The organism is Pseudomonas sp. 3-2, assembly GCF_019710535.1.
GTDB lineage: Bacteria > Pseudomonadota > Gammaproteobacteria > Pseudomonadales > Pseudomonadaceae > Aquipseudomonas > Aquipseudomonas pharyngis.
The window spans coordinates 204,845-221,032 of the sequence record NZ_CP081200.1; the positions used below are offsets into that span (position 1 = coordinate 204,845).

Consider the following 16,188-nt stretch of genomic DNA (forward strand, 5'->3'; position numbering starts at 1 on the left):
CACCGCCGATTTCTCCCGCTTTATCCTTGAACCACGCCGCCCGATGAGCGGCGAATGAGGACTGTAATGAGCAAGACTAACGCTGAACTGATGGCCCGTCGTACCGCAGCTGTTCCACGTGGTGTTGGCCAGATTCACCCGATCTTCGCCGAGTCCGCGAAGAACGCGACAGTGACCGACGTTGAAGGTCGTGAATTCATCGACTTCGCCGGCGGTATCGCCGTACTGAACACCGGCCACGTGCACCCGAAAATCATCGCCGCCGTGACCGAGCAGCTGAACAAGCTGACCCACACCTGCTTCCAGGTGCTGGCCTACGAGCCGTACGTCGAGCTGTGCGAGAAAATCAACGCTCGCGTACCGGGCGACTTCGCCAAGAAAACCCTGCTGGTGACCACCGGTTCCGAAGCCGTTGAAAACGCCGTCAAGATCGCCCGTGCCGCCACTGGCCGCGCTGGCGTGATCGCCTTCACCGGCGCTTACCACGGTCGCACCATGATGACCCTGGGCCTGACCGGTAAAGTCGTGCCTTACTCGGCCGGCATGGGCCTGATGCCAGGCGGCATCTTCCGCGCGCTGTACCCGAACGAACTGCACGGCGTGAGCATCGACGACTCGATCGCTTCCATCGAGCGCATCTTCAAGAACGACGCCGAGCCGAAAGACATCGCCGCGATCATCATCGAGCCTGTGCAGGGTGAAGGTGGTTTCTACGTCGCACCGAAAGAGTTCATGAAGCGTCTGCGTGCCCTGTGCGACCAGCACGGCATCCTGCTGATCGCTGACGAAGTGCAGACCGGCGCTGGCCGTACCGGCACCTTCTTCGCCATGGAACAGATGGGCGTTGCTGCCGATCTGACCACCTTCGCCAAGTCCATCGCTGGCGGCTTCCCGCTGGCCGGTGTCTGCGGCAAGGCCGAATACATGGACGCCATCGCGCCAGGTGGCCTGGGCGGCACCTACGCCGGTAGCCCGATCGCTTGCGCCGCGGCCCTGGCCGTGATGGAAGTGTTCGAAGAAGAAAAACTGCTGGACCGCTGCAAGGCTGTCGGCGAGCGTCTGGTTACCGGCCTGAAAGCCATCCAGGCCAAGTACCCGGTGATCGGCGAAGTCCGTGCCCTGGGGGCCATGATCGCGGTCGAGCTGTTCGAAAACGGCGACAGCCACAAGCCAAACCCGACCGCCGTCGCGGCTGTCGTGGCCAAGGCGCGTGACAAGGGCCTGATCCTGCTGTCCTGCGGCACCTACGGCAACGTGCTGCGCGTCCTGGTACCGCTGACCTCGCCGGACGAGCAACTGGACAAAGGCCTGGCGATCATCGAAGAGTGCTTCTCGGAGCTGTAATCGCAGCACCGTGTGATCGGATCGACAAAAAACCCGCTTCGGCGGGTTTTTTCATGCCGGGAGAAACACCTGTGCGGTTTTCAGGTTGTACCGAAACGCCAGCATTGGCTAAGGTTCAAGCATTGCAAGGGAGGGCGAGCATGACGGCCGTTGATTTACCCGCTGTACCGAGAGTCCTGATTGCCGAGGCCGACCCGTGGTCTCGTGACCTGCTCAAACAAGTGTTGCTGAATGTGCGCTGCGATGCGCGGCTGGATCTGTGCGCCGATGGCCAGGAGGCAATGACGCTGCTCAGCGAAGTGCCCTATGACCTGGCGATCGTCGACTGGGAGTTGCCCGGCGTCGATGGCTTGAACGTATTGCGCAGCGTGCGCCAGCGCAGACGCAATCCGCCGCTGCCGTTCATTCTGATGAGCAGCCGCAACGACAGCGCCAGCGTGCGCGAAGCCTTGCCGCTGGCGCCGACCGCTTATCTTGCCAAACCCCTGAACATGGAAAGCCTGACCGAGCGTTTGCAGGGACTGCTGCTGAACGCCGGCGAAGAAGTGTTCTGCCAAGTACCGGCGCTGGCGCCGGGCATGACATTGTCGGTGTTCCTCGAACGCCGCCGCGAGCAGGCCGACGGCGCGCCACTGATGACCGACGTGCAGGTGGCGGTCAAGCGCAGCCTCAATCCCAACGGCCTGGATCTGAAGCTGCTGGAAGAGGAAATTCGCACCGACCCGCAGATCACCGCCGTGTTGATCGCCGCCGCCAACAGCGCCGCCCAGCACCACGGTGCGCCAGTGCAGACCCTGGCCCAGGCGCTGCATCGTCTGGGCACCGGGCAAAGCATGAACCTGATCCTTGGTTTGGCACTCAAGCGCAGCGCCCGGCTCAGCGACCCGTGTCTGGCCGACTACGCCGAGCGCTATTGGGGCCTGTCGCTGCACACCGCCGAGTACGCCCGCACGCTGGCGCGGTTGCTCGATCTGGATCAGGAGCGCTGCTATTGCGCCGGGATGCTCCATCGCCTCGGTGATCTGGCGTTGCTGCGTTGTCTGCAGGAGTGGAAGCAGGCTGGCGGCGAACTGGATGAGCTGGAGGAAGTCGGCGATGCGCTGGCGGAATTCGGTGCGGCCTATGGTTCGGCGTTGCGTACTCGCTGGCGCCTGCCGCTGGAGTTGCGCGAGCTGATTGCCTCGGTCTACCAGCTCGGTGGCGGGGTATATTCCCGCGAGGCACTGGTGATGAACATGGCGGCGCAGATGGCCCGGCTGACCGAGCATGAAGGCGTCGAGGAACTGGCGAAGAGCCGCACGGCGCGGTTGCTCAAGATCGGCTTGCCGGAGCTGATGCGGATGCGCAAATAGCGGGTTGATTGCGCATCCGCTCTTGAATCAGGCGGAAATGATCCGGTTCTTGCCCTGGCGCTTGGCCTCGTACATCGCCGCGTCTGCGCGGGCGAACAGGGTGTCGAGGCTTTCATCTTCCGGGGTGAGGCTGGTCAGGCCCTGGCTGACGGTGATACCGAACGTCTGTTCACCATGGTTGAAACTCAGCCGCTGGATTTCCCGTTGCAGCCGTTCGGCCACCTGCATCGCCATGTCCGGCGCACAGCCTGGAAAAACCGCAGCAAACTCTTCACCGCCAATCCGCCCGAACAGGTCGCCCCGGCGTAACGAGGCACGACCGCATTCGGCAATCCGTTGCAGCACGTTGTCGCCCTCCGGGTGGCCGTAGGTGTCGTTGATCACTTTGAAGTCATCGATGTCCAGCAGCAGGAACGCCATTTGCGCGCCTTGCAGGCGGGCTTGTTCAAATTCACGGTGGGCACATTCGAAGAAGTGCCGGCGATTGCTGCTCTGGGTCAGTACGTCGGTGGTGGCCAGGCGTTGCAGCTCGGTTTCCATTTGCTTCTTGTCGGTGATGTCTTCGGCGAAGCCGACGATGATCACCGGTTGCCCCGGTTCGTCCTGACGATTGATGAAGCACTTGTCGCTGACCCAGCGAACCTGGCCGTCGGCGGCGATGATCCGGTATTCGCGGTCTTCCACGGCGCCTTTGTGCAGCACTTCGGCGAGGCTGCGTTCGGCGTATTCCAGATCATCCGGGTAGATGCTGTCGCGCCACTGGTTGTAGTCGGCCAGCAACAGGCCGGCGGAACGACCGAAGATCCGCTCGTAAGCGGGGCTGACGTACAACACCTGACGGGTTTCCCAGTTGAAGGCCCAAAGCACGGCGTTGACGCTGACCAGCAGCGAACTGAACAGCTGCTCGCGTTCGCTGAGCCGAGCGACTTCGCCCTGGGCGTGCATCAATGCCATCAGGGTTTGCGCGGCCTCGGGCCACTGGGGAGGGGATGAGTCTTTTTGATTGTTGTTGACCATCGACACGAATCTCAAAGGGCGTGCCGATCAATCGACAACGGCCACGGGAAAACCCGCCGGGGGTGGCGAAGTGTCTTTGAGATAGGGGATCGACGGTGAAGTTCCGAAGGGTGCGCCCGGGAACCGGGCGCACCGATCAACGGCATCAGACGGCGGCAGGGCGCAGCGAGTAGGTTTTCAACTGGTCGGCGAATTCACGCAGGGACTGGATGCCACTGGCCTCGGCCTCGTGTACCCATTCCTTGATGGCGGCGAGCATGTCGTGGCCATTTGCGCTGGTCTTGACCCAGATCTGCTGCAGGGCCAGACGTTTCTCGTAGATTACCTTCAGCGCCTGGCTGTGCTCGAGCATGTTCTGGATGCGCGCGTGATGGCGATCTTCCAGCAGGCTGGTTTCCCGCGAGAGCAGGCGTTTGGCCCGGTGGAACTGGTGGCGTACCGAATGATCGACCTTGGCCAGTTCCTGCTTGACCAGCGGCCCGATCACCAGCTTGCGGTACTGGGCCATGATCTGGAAGCGGTTGTTGAGGATCGCCATGGCGGTGTCCATGTCCAGGCTGCCCTTGCCTTCGACGCGGTGGGCGATCGGCGCGACCCGCTGCACTTTGGCCAGACGCAGGAAGCTGAAGACCTGGATCCACGCCCAGCCGAGGTCGAACTCCCACTTCCTGACCGACAGCTTGGCCGAATTGGGGTAGGTGTGATGGTTGTTGTGCAGTTCTTCGCCGCCGATCAGGATGCCCCACGGCACCAGATTGGTCGCCGCGTCGCGGCATTCGAAGTTGCGGTAGCCGACGGCATGGCCCAGACCGTTGACCACACCGGCCGCCCAGACCGGGATCCACATCATCTGGATCGCCCAGATGGTGATGCCGATGGTGCCGAACAGCAGCAGGTCGACGACGGCCATGATCGCCACGCCCAGCAGCCGGTAGCGGCTGTAGAGGTTGCGCTCGATCCAGTCTTCGGGGCAGTTCTTGCCGTAGATGCGCAGGGTTTCCGGATTCTGCGCTTCTTCGCGATACAGCTCTGCCCCTTTGCGCAGGACGGTGGACAGACCCTTGACGACCGGGCTGTGCGGATCGTCTTCGGTTTCGCATTTGGCGTGGTGTTTGCGGTGGATGGCAGTCCACTCGCGGGTGTTCTGCGCCGTGGTCAGCCACAGCCAGAAACGGAAGAAATGCTTCAGGCCGGCATTCAGCTCCAGGGAGCGATGGGCCGAGTAGCGGTGCAAGTAGACCGTGACGGCAACGATCGTCACGTGGGTCATCACCAGGGTGACGGCGACCAGCGACCAGGCCGACAAGCCAAGAAAACCTTCGTACCACATAGGCTATAGGGCCCTCGATAAAGAAAAAACAGCCGTTGCATTATCACCAAGCACACAGATAAAACCAGTCGCCCTTTCAGATAAGAGATGGCTGGATGTTTCTTGACCTATAATCCCGACATTTTTGTAGGGACATGGACGGCCGAATGTCTGCCACTTACCGCGATGCCTTGCGTGCAGCGCTGCTTTACCTGGTCCTTGCCGTGGTCTGGCTGCAAGGTACTGGTTATTTATTGAACAGTTTCTTCGATAGCTCTGACGAGTTGCTGCGCTGGCAACTGATCAACGGCTACCTGTTCGTGGCGCTCAGCGCCGGGTTGATCTTCCTGGCCCGGGCGCGGCTGTTCGAATGCCTGGGCATCGGCGCCCGATTGCGTGAACGCCAGGCGGATCGCGAACGCCTGCGTCAGGCCGCTGCGGTATTCGATTGCACCCGCGAAGGCGTGCTGGTCACGGACCGGCAGGGGCTGATCGTGCACGTCAATCGCGCGTTCATGGAAATCACCGGTTATCAGCGCGATGAAGTCATCGGCCAGCAGCCCAGCCTGTTCAAGTCCGGGCACCATCCGCCGGGGTTCTATCAGGCGATGTTCGCTTCTTTACAGGCGCGGGACGAATGGAGCGGCGAGATCTGGAACCGGCGCAAGAGCGGTGAAATCTACCCGCAATGGCAGACGATCCGGGTCATTCGTGACGATGACAACCGGCTCAGCCATTACGTCGCGGTGTTTTCCGACATCAGCGCGATCAAGGATTCCGAGCACGAACTCAAGCACCTGGCTCACCACGATCCGCTGACCGACCTGCCCAACCGCCTGCTGTTCAGCGACCGCGCCGAGCAGGCGCTGGCATCGGCGCAGACCCACAAGCGCGGCTGCGCGCTGCTGATGATCGATCTGGACCATTTCAAACTGATCAACGACAGCCTCGGACACACCATCGGTGACCGTTTGCTCAAGGCGGTTGCGGCGCGTTTGCAGGCGTTGTTCGGGCCGGGCATCACCCTGGCGCGGCTGGGCGGCGATGAATTCGCTGTCCTGCTGGAAAGTTGTCCACAGCCGGCGCAGGCGGCGGCGCTGGCTCAGCGCATTCTCGATGCGCTCAAGGAACCGTTCTGCCTCGACGGCCATGAACTGTTCATCAACGCCAGCCTCGGCATCAGCCTGTTTCCCAGCGATGCACTGAGCGCCGAACAGCTGTTGCGCAACGCCGATGCGGCGCTGTTCAAGGCCAAGAGCAGCGGCCGCAATGGCTATGCGCTGTACACCGAAGAGCTCACGGCTCACGCCCAGCAGCGGGTCGAAATCGCCTTCGAGTTGCGCCGCGCGCTGGAGCAGCAGGAACTGCGGGTCTACTACCAACCGGTGCACGACCTGCAAACCAGTCGCCTGATCGGTGTCGAGGCGCTGGTGCGCTGGGAGCATCCGCAGCGGGGCCTGGTGTCGCCGGCGGAGTTCATCCCGATTGCCGAGCGCACCGGGCTGATCTCGGAAATCGACGCCTGGGTCATGCAGCAGGCCTGCCGGCAGATGTGCCAATGGCAGCAGGCCGGGGTGGTGCTGTCGTTTGTCGCGGTGAACGTGTCCTCGCGGTTATTCGCTCGCCGCGAGTTGTATCAGCAGGTGGCGCAGGTGCTGCACGAGACCGGCCTGGATCCGGCCTATCTGGAACTGGAAGTCACCGAAAGCGCGGTGATGGACGATCCGGAAGTCGCACTGGACCAGATGCACCGTCTGCGCGAGCTGGGCATTCGTCTGGCCATCGATGACTTCGGCACCGGTTATTCGTCGTTGCTGCGGCTCAAGCGCCTGCCGGTGCAGAAGCTCAAGATCGATCAGGGTTTCGTCGCCGGCCTGCCATGGGACGAGGACGATGCGGCGATCGTCCGGGTGATCATCGCCCTGGCCCGCAGCATGGGCATGCAGGTGCATGCCGAGGGCATCGAGCAGGTGGAACAGGCCGCGTTCCTGCTGGAGCAGGCCTGTGATCTGGGGCAGGGCTACTGGTTTGGGCGACCGGTTCCGGAAGCGCAAATCGACTGGAACCGGGCGCCCTTGATCGGTTGATGACGGCGTACGGCGGGTTTGCCTGCGGGCAAATCCGCCGCAAACCCTTGCTGCATCACATAATGTTTTCCAGTTATATAAACATTCTTAAATAGTCTTTTTAAGAATATCCGCGCCTCTCTTATATTGCTCCCACGCCGAACGCAGTGCCGCCCACTGCCAGGCATATCCCATACAAAGGAGCAGCACCATGAGCGCATCCCTGCGTAGCGTTGACGGTCAGGACGAAAGCACCATCCTGCGTGAAATCCAGAGCGCCTTGCGCGACCTGCGTTTCGGCGCGGTGGAAATCACTGTGCATAACGCCCAGGTGGTCCAGATCGAACGCAAAGAGAAATTCCGCTTGCAGCAACCGGGCAACAAACCGAGCTGAATCCAGAAAAGATTCCAGCCTGCGCCCGCTCTTGCCGGGGATCAATGCAAGAGTGGGCGCAGGCGGTGATCTTTACAGGCAACCCGATTTTCGCAATCCATAAGAAAAAGCCACCACCAAGAATTCCAGGAGCTTTCACCATGTCGTCGATTCGCCGTTACGCTTTGGCCGCCCTGGCCAGTACTGTGTTTGCCGGTTCCGCGGTTGCCAAGGATTACGAACTGCTCAACGTGTCGTATGACCCGACACGCGAGCTGTATCAGGATTACAACGCCGAGTTCGTGAAGTATTGGCAGTCGGAGCACGCCGGCGACACCGTGAAAATCCAGCAATCCCACGGCGGTTCGGGCAAGCAGGGCCGTGCGGTGATCGACGGTCTGCGCGCCGACGTCGTGACCCTGGCCCTGGCCGGCGACATCGATGAAATCGCCAAGCTCGGCAAGACCCTGCCGGCCGACTGGCAGAAGCGTCTGCCGGACGCCAGCACTCCTTACACCTCGACCATCGTGTTCCTGGTGCGCAAGGGCAACCCGAAAGGCATCAAGGACTGGGGCGATCTGATCAAGAATGACGTCTCGGTGATCACCCCGAACCCGAAAACCTCCGGCGGTGCACGCTGGAACTTCCTCGCGGCGTGGGCCTACGGCCTGAAAGCCAACGGCGGCAACGAAGCCAAAGCCAAGGAATACGTACAGACCCTGTTCAAACACGTACCGGTTCTGGACACCGGCGCCCGTGGCTCGACCATCACCTTCGTCAACAACGGTCAGGGTGACGTGTTGCTGGCCTGGGAAAACGAAGCCTTCCTGGCGCTGAAAGAAGACGGCGGCAAGGACAAGTTCGACATCGTCGTGCCTTCGCTGTCGATCCTCGCCGAACCACCAGTGGCTGTGGTCGACAAGAACGCCGAGAAGAAGGGCAACGAGCAGATCGCCGAGGCCTACCTCAAGCACCTGTACAGCCCGGCCGGTCAGGAAATCGCGGCGAAGAACTTCTACCGCCCGCGTGACAAGGACGTGGCAGCCAAGTACGCCCAGCAGTTCCCGAAACTGGAGCTGGTGACCATCGACAAGGACTTCGGCGGCTGGAAAACCGCGCAGCCGAAATTCTTCAACGACGGAGGCGTGTTCGACCAGATCTATCAGGCGCAGTAATCTCAAATGAAACGAGCCTGATGCTCAGGCACGAAACCATGTGGGAGCGGGCTTGCTCGCGAAGAAGGTGTGTCAGACGACGTAAATGTTGAATGATAGGGCCCATTCGCGAGCAAGCCCGCTCCCACATTGATGCGTTTTTAACCAAGGACTTTTATGTCGCGTCGTATCTCCCCCGTCATACCCGGCTTCGGGCTGACGCTGGGCTACACCTTGGTGTACCTCAGCCTGATTGTGCTTATCCCGCTGGCGGCGATGTTCGTCCACGCCGCCCAACTCACCTGGGATCAGTTCTGGACGATCATCTCCGCGCCCCGCGTTCTCGCCGCATTGAAGCTGAGCTTCGGCACCGCACTGTGCGCCGCGATCATCAACGGCATCATCGGCACGTTGCTGGCGTGGGTGCTGGTGCGCTACACGTTCCCGGGACGCAAGGTGATCGACGCGATGATCGATCTGCCGTTCGCCCTGCCGACCGCGGTGGCCGGTATTGCGCTGACGGCGCTGTACACGCCGACCGGGCTGGTCGGGCAGTTCGCCGCCGACCTCGGTTTCAAGATCGCCTACACCCCGCTCGGAATCACCCTGGCGCTGACCTTCGTGACGCTGCCGTTCGTGGTGCGTACGGTGCAGCCGGTGCTGGCCGACATCCCCCGTGAAGTCGAAGAAGCGGCCGCGTGCCTGGGTGCCAAACCGTTGCAGGTGTTCCGTCACATTCTGCTGCCAGCGCTGTTGCCGGCCTGGCTGACCGGTTTCGCCTTGGCGTTCGCCCGTGGCGTCGGCGAGTACGGTTCGGTGATATTCATCGCCGGCAACATGCCGATGAAAACCGAGATCCTGCCGCTGCTGATCATGGTCAAGCTCGACCAGTACGATTACACCGGCGCTACCTCCATCGGCGTGTTGATGCTGGTGGTTTCCTTCGTCCTGTTGCTGCTGATCAACTTGCTGCAGCGGCGCATCGAAACCCCATAAGGAGGCGCGAACCATGTCCCAATCGTCTATTGCGGCCGCTTCCTCGGCCAACGCCGCCCGCCGTGGCAGTGCTACTTCGCGCAGAATCCTGATCGGCCTCGGCTGGCTGATTTTCTTCCTGTTTCTGCTGCTGCCGCTGTTCATCGTGGTGTCGCAGGGATTGAAGAACGGCCTCGGCGCGTTCTTCACCGCGATCTTTGAACCGGATGCCTTGTCGGCGCTGAAACTCACCGTGATCGCGGTGCTGGTGTCGGTGCCGCTGAACCTGGTGTTCGGTGTCAGCGCTGCGTGGTGCGTGAGCAAATACTCGTTCCGTGGCAAGAGCATGCTGGTGACGCTGATCGACCTGCCGTTCTCGGTATCGCCGGTGATCGCAGGTTTAGTCTACGTGCTGATGTTCGGCGCCCAGGGCCTGTTCGGGCCGTGGCTGCAGGATCACGACATCCAGATCGTCTTCGCCCTGCCGGGCATCGTGCTGGCGACGATCTTCGTCACCGTGCCGTTCGTGGCCCGTGAGCTGATCCCGCTGATGCAGGAACAAGGCACTCAGGAAGAGGAAGCCGCGCGCCTGCTCGGCGCCAATGGCTGGCAGATGTTCTGGCACGTGACCGTCCCCAACATCAAATGGGGCCTGATCTATGGCGTGGTGCTGTGTACCGCGCGGGCCATGGGTGAGTTCGGTGCGGTGTCGGTGGTCTCCGGGCACATTCGCGGGGTGACCAACACCTTGCCGCTGCACGTCGAGATCCTCTACAACGAATACAACCACGTGGCCGCGTTCGCTGTGGCGAGCCTGTTGCTGATCCTGGCGCTCTTCATCCTGCTGCTCAAGCAGTGGAGCGAAAACCGTATCAACCGCCTGCGCGCCAGCGCCGCGGAGGAATAATTCATGTCGATCGAAGTGCGTAACGTCAGCAAGAATTTCAATGCGTTCAAGGCGCTGGACAACATCAGCCTGGACATCCACAGCGGTGAACTGGTGGCGCTGCTCGGCCCGTCCGGCTGCGGCAAGACCACCCTGCTGCGCATCATTGCCGGTCTGGAAACCCCGGATAACGGCAACATCGTGTTCCACGGCGAAGATGTGTCCGGTCACGACGTACGGGATCGCAACGTCGGTTTCGTGTTCCAGCACTACGCCCTGTTCCGCCACATGACGGTGTTCGACAACGTCGCGTTCGGCCTGCGCATGAAACCGAAAAACCAGCGCCCGAACGAAAGCCAGATCGCGACCAAGGTTCACGAGCTGCTGAACATGGTGCAACTGGACTGGCTGTCGGATCGTTATCCGGAGCAACTGTCCGGCGGCCAGCGTCAGCGTATCGCCCTGGCCCGCGCCCTGGCGGTAGAGCCGAAAGTGCTGCTGCTCGATGAGCCGTTCGGCGCCCTCGACGCCAAGGTGCGTAAAGAGCTGCGCCGCTGGCTGGCGCGCCTGCACGAAGACATCAACCTGACCTCGGTGTTCGTGACCCACGACCAGGAAGAGGCGATGGAAGTGGCCGACCGCATCGTGGTGATGAACAAGGGTGTGATCGAGCAGATCGGCTCACCGGGCGACGTCTACGAAAACCCGGCCAGCGATTTCGTCTATCACTTCCTCGGCGATTCGAACCGCCTGCATCTGGGCGATGACAATCACGTGCTGTTCCGCCCGCACGAAGTGTCGCTGTCGCGGCATGAACTGGAGGATCACCACGCCGCTGAAGTCCGCGATATCCGGCCGCTGGGTGCGACCACGCGGGTGACGTTGAAGGTTGAGGGGCAGGCTGATCTGATCGAGGCGGAAGTGGTGAAAGACCACGACAGCCTGACCGGGTTGGCCAAGGGGGAGACGTTGTTCTTCAAGCCGAAGGTCTGGCAGAAAGTCGCCAGCCTTTGATCTCGCTCGTTCCCACGCTCTGCGTGGGAACGCCGCTATGGACGCGGAGCGTCACGGGATGCATTCCCACGCAGAGCGTGGGAACGAGCGAGCCGGGCAGTGGTTCAGACGGCCGCACGATTCGGATTGACCCGCACCACACCCGCCCGCGCCTCGATCTGCTCTTTCAGTTCATGCCGCATCCCGAGCAGGAACGCCAGTTCGGCCACCACAAACAGCGGCCCGACAATCAACCCGCTCACGTCATCGACAAACGCCGGTTTGCGCCCTTCATAGTGGTGCCCGACAAACTGGATCACCCAGCCAATCACAAACATCGCCAGACCGCTGCTGAGCCAGACCATGGTGCTCTGCTGCGCCAATACATGCCCGGCCCAGACCGACAACCCCATCAACACGGTCATCAACACCCCGAGCTTCAGTTCCAGGCGCAGGTAAAACCACGCCGAAGCAAGGGCGGCAATCACCGCCGGGGAAATCCACAATCCGCCCACCGACCATTCCGGCCGCGACAACAGCACGGCCACCGCCACCACAATCAGCGGAATCCCGATAAAGTGGCTGGCGATGTTGCGCGGGTCACGGTGGTAAGCGGCGTATTGACTCAAATGATCGACGAGGCTTTTCATTGTTGTTCCTCCTGTAGGGTGATCGAATCATGCCCCGGGTTCACGGCTCGCTCTGTCAGGCAGGCGACAATCTTTCGGAGAACGCATGGATAAGGTCTGGCGTGAGCGCCTGCTGACCGGGCAATGGTTCAGTCATCTGCCCTCGTCCTTTCAGGATAGTCTGCTGGCGGCGGCCAAGGAGCGGCGGCTGACGGGGGGGCAGCGGCTGTTCCAGCGCGGCGATGCGCCGTGCGGCCTGTACGCGGTGCTCGATGGCGCGGTACGCATCGGCGCGGTCAGCGAGCAGGGCAAGGAGGCATTGCTGAGTCTGGTGGAGGCGCCGCACTGGTTCGGCGAAATCTGCCTGTTCGACGGCCAGCCCCGCACCCATGATGCCTACGCGGTCGGGCCCTGCACGCTGCTGAACATTCCCCAGGCCACACTGCTGCAACTGCTCGATGAGCGCCCCGTCTACTGGCGACATCTGGCGTTGTTGATGAGCCACAAACTGCGCCTGACCTTCATCAACCTCGAACAGCTGAGCCTGCTGCCGGCCCCGGCACGTCTGGCTCATCGCTTGCTGATGATCGCCGAGGGCTATGGCGAACTGGACCCGCCGCGCCGCGTGCTGCAACTGCCTCAGGAGCAGTTGGCGTCGATGCTGTCGCTGTCGCGGCAGACCACCAACCAGATCCTCAAGGAGTTGCAGGGGCAGGGGATTATCGGCTTGAGTTATGGCGAGATCGAAATCCTCGACGCTGTGCGACTGCGCGCGCTGGCGACCCTCTGAAGAACACGGGTTTCCCTGTGGGAGCGGGCTTGCCCGCGAAGGCGGTGGATCAGCTGACACATCATGAACTGACACACCGCCTTCGCGAGCAAGCCCGCTCCCACATTGGATCGATGTTGTTTTTACGAACCGCGATACGTCGAGAAGCCATAAGGGCTGAGCAGCAACGGAATGTGATAGTGCTGGTCCGTCTGCTTCACTTTAAAGATCACCGGAATCTCCGGAAAAAACGTCTCGTGCTTCGCCTTCTCGAAGTACTCGCCAGTCTTGAACACCACCCGATACTCACCGGCCTCGAACGGCTTGTTCGCCGGGAACAGTTCGGCGATCCGTCCCTGTTCATTGGTGGTGCCCTGCGCCAGCGGCTGCCAGTCCTGGCCGACATGACGTTCCAGCGTCACGTTGATACCCGGTGACGGCAGGCCGTTTTCCAGATTGAGTACGTGTACGCTCAGCGGGTTGCCGGCGGCCAGCGCCAGGCTCGAAAAGGCGCTCAATCCAAGCGCGGTGAAAGTCATGCGCAGTGGGGTCATGGTGATGCTCCTCGGTTCAAGTACGGTTGATGGACAGGCCGACGATTTCGGCGGCCTTGATTGCGCAGGTTTCGTCCTGTTCGCCGCCGCCGGAACCGGCCACGCCCATGGCGCCGACCAGTTCTTTCCCGGCAAACAAAGGGATGCCACCGCCGAGCAACAGCAACTCATCGAGGGTGTTGAGGTTGGCGGTTTCCGGGTTGTTGCGGGCGCGCTCGGCAAACAATCGGGTCGGGGTTTTCGTCGATAGCGCGGTGTAGGCCTTGCGTTGGCTGGCGGCGGTGTTGTGCGGGCCGACACCGTCGCCGCGCAGGGTCACCAGCAGGTTGCCGCCACGGTCGAGCACCGATACCGTGCCGGTGCAGTTTTCCAGTGCCGCGTCGGCCAGCAGCCGTGCGGTTTTCAGATCGAGGTCGGCGTGATGGGGCAGCTCAGGCGCGGCGATTGCGGCGGTGCCGAAGCTGATTGCCAGGCTGGCGATCAAGTATTTAGCGGTCATGGGCAGGCTCCTGAAGCGAAGGCCACCACCTTATCCGCCGGTCCCCGTCGAAACCTCGTCAGTCGGATTACAAGTTTGTAATGGGCAACACGGTCGAAGGAGCCTAGCCTGTGTCTCTGATCAATCGAGGTGTGCCATGCGTTTGCTGGTCGTAGAAGATGAAGCCAAAACCGCGAACTTCATCGCCAAAGGGCTGGGAGAGTCGGGTTTTGCCGTGGACGTGGCGCTGAATGGCCTCGACGGTCGCTACTTTATTGAGCAGCAGGCATATGACCTGATCATCCTCGACGTGATGCTGCCGGGCCTCAACGGCTGGCAACTGCTGCAGCTGATCCGCCAGCGCGGCGCCACGCCGGTGCTGTTCCTGACGGCGAAGGACGCCATCGAAGACCGCGTGCGCGGCCTCGAACTGGGGGCCGATGACTATCTGCTCAAGCCGTTCGCCTTCGCCGAATTGCTGGCGCGGGTGCGCACGTTGTTGCGGCGCGGCCCCCTGCGTGAAGCCGAGTCGTACAACATCGCCGATCTGGAAATCGACGTACTGCGCCGCCGGGTCAGCCGGGGCGGCCAGCGCATCGCCCTGACCAACAAGGAATTCGCCCTGCTGCATCTGCTCGCCAGCCGCCAGGGTGAAGTGTTGTCGCGCACGCTGATCGCTTCGCAGGTGTGGAACCTGAATTTCGACAGCGACACCAACATGGTCGAAGTCGCGGTGCGTCGACTGCGTTCGAAAGTCGATGATCCGTACATGCCGAAACTGATCCACACCGTGCGCGGGGTCGGCTATCAACTCGAAGCGCCCGACGATGCGCGCTAGATCCATCGCCTGGCGCCTGGCCCTGGCGTTCGCCGCCGTCAGCGCGTTGGTACTCAGTGCGATCGGCGTGTTCCTGTATCGCTCGCTGGCCTCGGAAATCGCCTGGCGCGACGACATGGCGTTACTCGGTCGCCTGGAACAGGTGCGCGCGCTGCTCGCCGACAGCGACAGCCTCGACGCCCTGCAGGCGCGGCCACGGCTGTACCAGAACATGCTGGGCAACCTCGACAGTCTGCTGCTGGTGCAACGCGCGGACGGCTCGAATGTGATCACGATCAACCCTCGCCAGCGCGCACTGCCGCCCGTGCAGGCCATCCCCCGGGATCAACCGCCGCAACGCCGCGATGTGCTGACCTGGCAGGCGGCGGACGGTGTCGAGCTGGCCCTGTTGTCAGGTCAGGCCCAAGGGCCGAACGGTGAAGCGCTGACCGTGATCGCCGGCAAGATTCTGAGCGAGCGCGAGCAGATGCTCGGCAGCTATCGCCTGCGCTTGTATCTGGCCGTCAGCCTTGGCGCTTTGCTTGCCTTCACCTTGGGCCTGGTGCTGTTGCGCCGAGGTTTGCGGCCTCTGCGCAAGCTGAGTGAAGCACTGCGCGGCATCGACCTGCGCAGCCTCGACCAACGCGTTCCCACCGCCGGCACGCCAGCGGAATTGCTGGGACCGGTGCACGCGCTGAACGGCATGCTCGGGCGGCTGGACGACGGCTTCCAGCGCCTCTCACAGTTTTCCGCCGACCTCGCCCACGAAATCCGTACGCCCCTGCACACCTTGCTCGCCAGCAATGGCCAGGCACTGAATCACCCGCGTAGCAGCACCGAGTATCAGGAAGTGCTGGCGTCGAACATGGAAGAATTCGAACGGCTCAAGCGCATGGCCGAAAACCTGATGTTTCTCGCCCGCGCCGAGCAGGCTGAGCGAGCACTCGATCTGCGTACGCTGAAGTTGCACGAAATCGGCGATGAGTTATGCGACTACTTCGAAGCCCTGGCCGATGACCGGGAAATCCGTCTGGAAAACACGTTCAGCGGAGAATTGCTGGCGGATCAGCAACTGCTGCAACGCGCCTTGGGCAACCTGTTGGCCAACGCCGTACGCCATGCTGATGCCGGCTCGGTCATCAGCCTGCGCCGACGCGATGAGCCAGGCCTGTGCTGGCTGCAAGTCCACAACCTCGGCCTGGTGATCGCGGATGAGCATCTGGGCAAACTGTTCGACCGCTTCTACCGCGTCGACCCGTCCCGCGCGGAGCCGGGAGACTCCGGCGGATTGGGACTGGCGATCGTGCAGTCGATCATGCAGTTGCATGGGGGGCGGGTGCGGGTCAGCAGTGATGCAACGGGTACGGTTTTTGAGCTTGGATTTGTAACCCGCCGCTAATCGACCCGCACATGCCGTTTTATATGAGCTAGACTTGCCCTGAATTTATATCGAATACGATGCATATACTTTT

At 61.9% G+C, this 16,188-nt stretch carries 16 protein-coding genes; 11 read left to right on the forward strand and 5 right to left on the reverse strand.

Annotated elements, in window-relative coordinates; all coding sequences use genetic code 11:
* The first annotated feature begins 66 nt into the window (after positions 1–66).
* Complete coding sequence (gene gabT / locus K3819_RS00895; protein ID WP_007957613.1) at positions 67–1,344, forward strand: 4-aminobutyrate--2-oxoglutarate transaminase; 1,278 nt, start codon at positions 67–69, stop codon at positions 1,342–1,344.
* Between the two features lie 140 nt (positions 1,345–1,484).
* The gene (locus tag K3819_RS00900; RefSeq protein WP_134334004.1) at positions 1,485–2,696 is read left to right on the forward strand and encodes a response regulator; all 1,212 of its coding nucleotides are present in this window, start codon (positions 1,485–1,487) and stop codon (positions 2,694–2,696) included.
* 27 nt (positions 2,697–2,723) lie between these two features.
* On the opposite strand, the gene K3819_RS00905 is transcribed toward K3819_RS00900, so the two are convergent.
* Positions 2,724–3,713 (reverse strand): sensor domain-containing diguanylate cyclase, encoded by a 990-nt coding sequence (locus K3819_RS00905; protein ID WP_085613312.1) that lies wholly within the window; start codon positions 3,711–3,713, stop codon positions 2,724–2,726.
* A 145-nt stretch (positions 3,714–3,858) separates the two neighbouring features.
* On the reverse strand, positions 3,859–5,043 hold the full coding sequence (gene desA, locus K3819_RS00910; RefSeq protein WP_221398460.1) for a delta-9 fatty acid desaturase DesA: 1,185 nt from the start codon (positions 5,041–5,043) through the stop codon (positions 3,859–3,861).
* A gap of 146 nt (positions 5,044–5,189) precedes the next feature.
* On the opposite strand from desA, the gene dibA reads away from it, so the two are divergent.
* The 6 genes from dibA (at position 5,190) to K3819_RS00940 (ending at position 11,490) form a co-directional block, all read left to right on the forward strand.
* Complete coding sequence (gene dibA, locus K3819_RS00915) at positions 5,190–7,109, forward strand: phosphodiesterase DibA (RefSeq protein ID WP_085613310.1); 1,920 nt, start codon at positions 5,190–5,192, stop codon at positions 7,107–7,109.
* A gap of 190 nt (positions 7,110–7,299) precedes the next feature.
* Entirely contained in the window at positions 7,300–7,482 is a 183-nt protein-coding gene (oscA, locus tag K3819_RS00920) for a sulfur starvation response protein OscA (protein ID WP_039772974.1), read from the forward strand.
* Positions 7,483–7,622: 140 nt separating this feature from the next.
* Positions 7,623–8,636 carry a sulfate ABC transporter substrate-binding protein gene (locus K3819_RS00925; RefSeq protein WP_221398461.1) on the forward strand — a complete coding sequence of 338 codons (1,014 nt, stop codon included), beginning with the start codon at positions 7,623–7,625 and terminating at the stop codon, positions 8,634–8,636.
* Between the two features lie 156 nt (positions 8,637–8,792).
* Complete coding sequence (cysT, locus tag K3819_RS00930; protein ID WP_007952818.1) at positions 8,793–9,611, forward strand: sulfate ABC transporter permease subunit CysT; 819 nt, start codon at positions 8,793–8,795, stop codon at positions 9,609–9,611.
* Positions 9,612–9,624: 13 nt separating this feature from the next.
* Positions 9,625–10,497, forward strand: coding sequence for a sulfate ABC transporter permease subunit CysW (gene cysW, locus K3819_RS00935; protein WP_011331905.1), 873 nt, complete (start codon positions 9,625–9,627; stop codon positions 10,495–10,497).
* A 3-nt stretch (positions 10,498–10,500) separates the two neighbouring features.
* Positions 10,501–11,490, forward strand: coding sequence for a sulfate/molybdate ABC transporter ATP-binding protein (locus K3819_RS00940; protein WP_064592629.1), 990 nt, complete (start codon positions 10,501–10,503; stop codon positions 11,488–11,490).
* A gap of 104 nt (positions 11,491–11,594) precedes the next feature.
* Here K3819_RS00940 and K3819_RS00945 read toward each other — a convergent pair whose 3' ends face one another.
* The gene (locus K3819_RS00945; protein WP_221398462.1) at positions 11,595–12,119 is read right to left on the reverse strand and encodes a DUF962 domain-containing protein; all 525 of its coding nucleotides are present in this window, start codon (positions 12,117–12,119) and stop codon (positions 11,595–11,597) included.
* An 85-nt stretch (positions 12,120–12,204) separates the two neighbouring features.
* Between K3819_RS00945 and K3819_RS00950 the strand changes: the two genes are divergently transcribed.
* Complete coding sequence (locus K3819_RS00950) at positions 12,205–12,888, forward strand: Crp/Fnr family transcriptional regulator (protein WP_221398463.1); 684 nt, start codon at positions 12,205–12,207, stop codon at positions 12,886–12,888.
* A gap of 122 nt (positions 12,889–13,010) precedes the next feature.
* Here K3819_RS00950 and uraH read toward each other — a convergent pair whose 3' ends face one another.
* Together uraH and K3819_RS00960 are read right to left on the reverse strand one after the other, a co-directional pair.
* Positions 13,011–13,421: a hydroxyisourate hydrolase gene (gene uraH, locus K3819_RS00955; protein ID WP_064592647.1), complete on the reverse strand. Its 411-nt coding sequence runs from the start codon at positions 13,419–13,421 to the stop codon at positions 13,011–13,013.
* 16 nt (positions 13,422–13,437) lie between these two features.
* Entirely contained in the window at positions 13,438–13,920 is a 483-nt protein-coding gene (locus tag K3819_RS00960) for a heme-binding protein (protein ID WP_085611234.1), read from the reverse strand.
* Between the two features lie 136 nt (positions 13,921–14,056).
* Between K3819_RS00960 and K3819_RS00965 the strand changes: the two genes are divergently transcribed.
* Both K3819_RS00965 and K3819_RS00970 read left to right on the forward strand, forming a co-directional pair.
* Entirely contained in the window at positions 14,057–14,737 is a 681-nt protein-coding gene (locus K3819_RS00965) for a heavy metal response regulator transcription factor (protein ID WP_085611233.1), read from the forward strand.
* On the forward strand, positions 14,727–16,115 hold the full coding sequence (locus tag K3819_RS00970) for a heavy metal sensor histidine kinase (protein ID WP_221398464.1): 1,389 nt from the start codon (positions 14,727–14,729) through the stop codon (positions 16,113–16,115). Before K3819_RS00965 ends, K3819_RS00970 begins: the two co-directional genes overlap by 11 nt.
* Positions 16,116–16,188 lie beyond the last annotated feature (73 nt).

Coding starts and splice junctions, on each gene's coding strand:
- K3819_RS00960 (WP_085611234.1), bottom strand. CDS start 13,920: ATGACCGCTAAATACTTGATCGCCAGCCTGGCAATCAGCTTCGGCACC.
- K3819_RS00970 (WP_221398464.1), top strand. CDS start 14,727: ATGCGCGCTAGATCCATCGCCTGGCGCCTGGCCCTGGCGTTCGCCGCC.
- K3819_RS00900 (WP_134334004.1), top strand. CDS start 1,485: ATGACGGCCGTTGATTTACCCGCTGTACCGAGAGTCCTGATTGCCGAG.
- K3819_RS00905 (WP_085613312.1), bottom strand. CDS start 3,713: ATGGTCAACAACAATCAAAAAGACTCATCCCCTCCCCAGTGGCCCGAG.
- K3819_RS00940 (WP_064592629.1), top strand. CDS start 10,501: ATGTCGATCGAAGTGCGTAACGTCAGCAAGAATTTCAATGCGTTCAAG.
- dibA (WP_085613310.1), top strand. CDS start 5,190: ATGTCTGCCACTTACCGCGATGCCTTGCGTGCAGCGCTGCTTTACCTG.
- K3819_RS00925 (WP_221398461.1), top strand. CDS start 7,623: ATGTCGTCGATTCGCCGTTACGCTTTGGCCGCCCTGGCCAGTACTGTG.
- oscA (WP_039772974.1), top strand. CDS start 7,300: ATGAGCGCATCCCTGCGTAGCGTTGACGGTCAGGACGAAAGCACCATC.
- gabT (WP_007957613.1), top strand. CDS start 67: ATGAGCAAGACTAACGCTGAACTGATGGCCCGTCGTACCGCAGCTGTT.
- cysW (WP_011331905.1), top strand. CDS start 9,625: ATGTCCCAATCGTCTATTGCGGCCGCTTCCTCGGCCAACGCCGCCCGC.
- cysT (WP_007952818.1), top strand. CDS start 8,793: ATGTCGCGTCGTATCTCCCCCGTCATACCCGGCTTCGGGCTGACGCTG.
- K3819_RS00965 (WP_085611233.1), top strand. CDS start 14,057: ATGCGTTTGCTGGTCGTAGAAGATGAAGCCAAAACCGCGAACTTCATC.
- uraH (WP_064592647.1), bottom strand. CDS start 13,421: ATGACCCCACTGCGCATGACTTTCACCGCGCTTGGATTGAGCGCCTTT.
- desA (WP_221398460.1), bottom strand. CDS start 5,043: ATGTGGTACGAAGGTTTTCTTGGCTTGTCGGCCTGGTCGCTGGTCGCC.
- K3819_RS00945 (WP_221398462.1), bottom strand. CDS start 12,119: ATGAAAAGCCTCGTCGATCATTTGAGTCAATACGCCGCTTACCACCGT.
- K3819_RS00950 (WP_221398463.1), top strand. CDS start 12,205: ATGGATAAGGTCTGGCGTGAGCGCCTGCTGACCGGGCAATGGTTCAGT.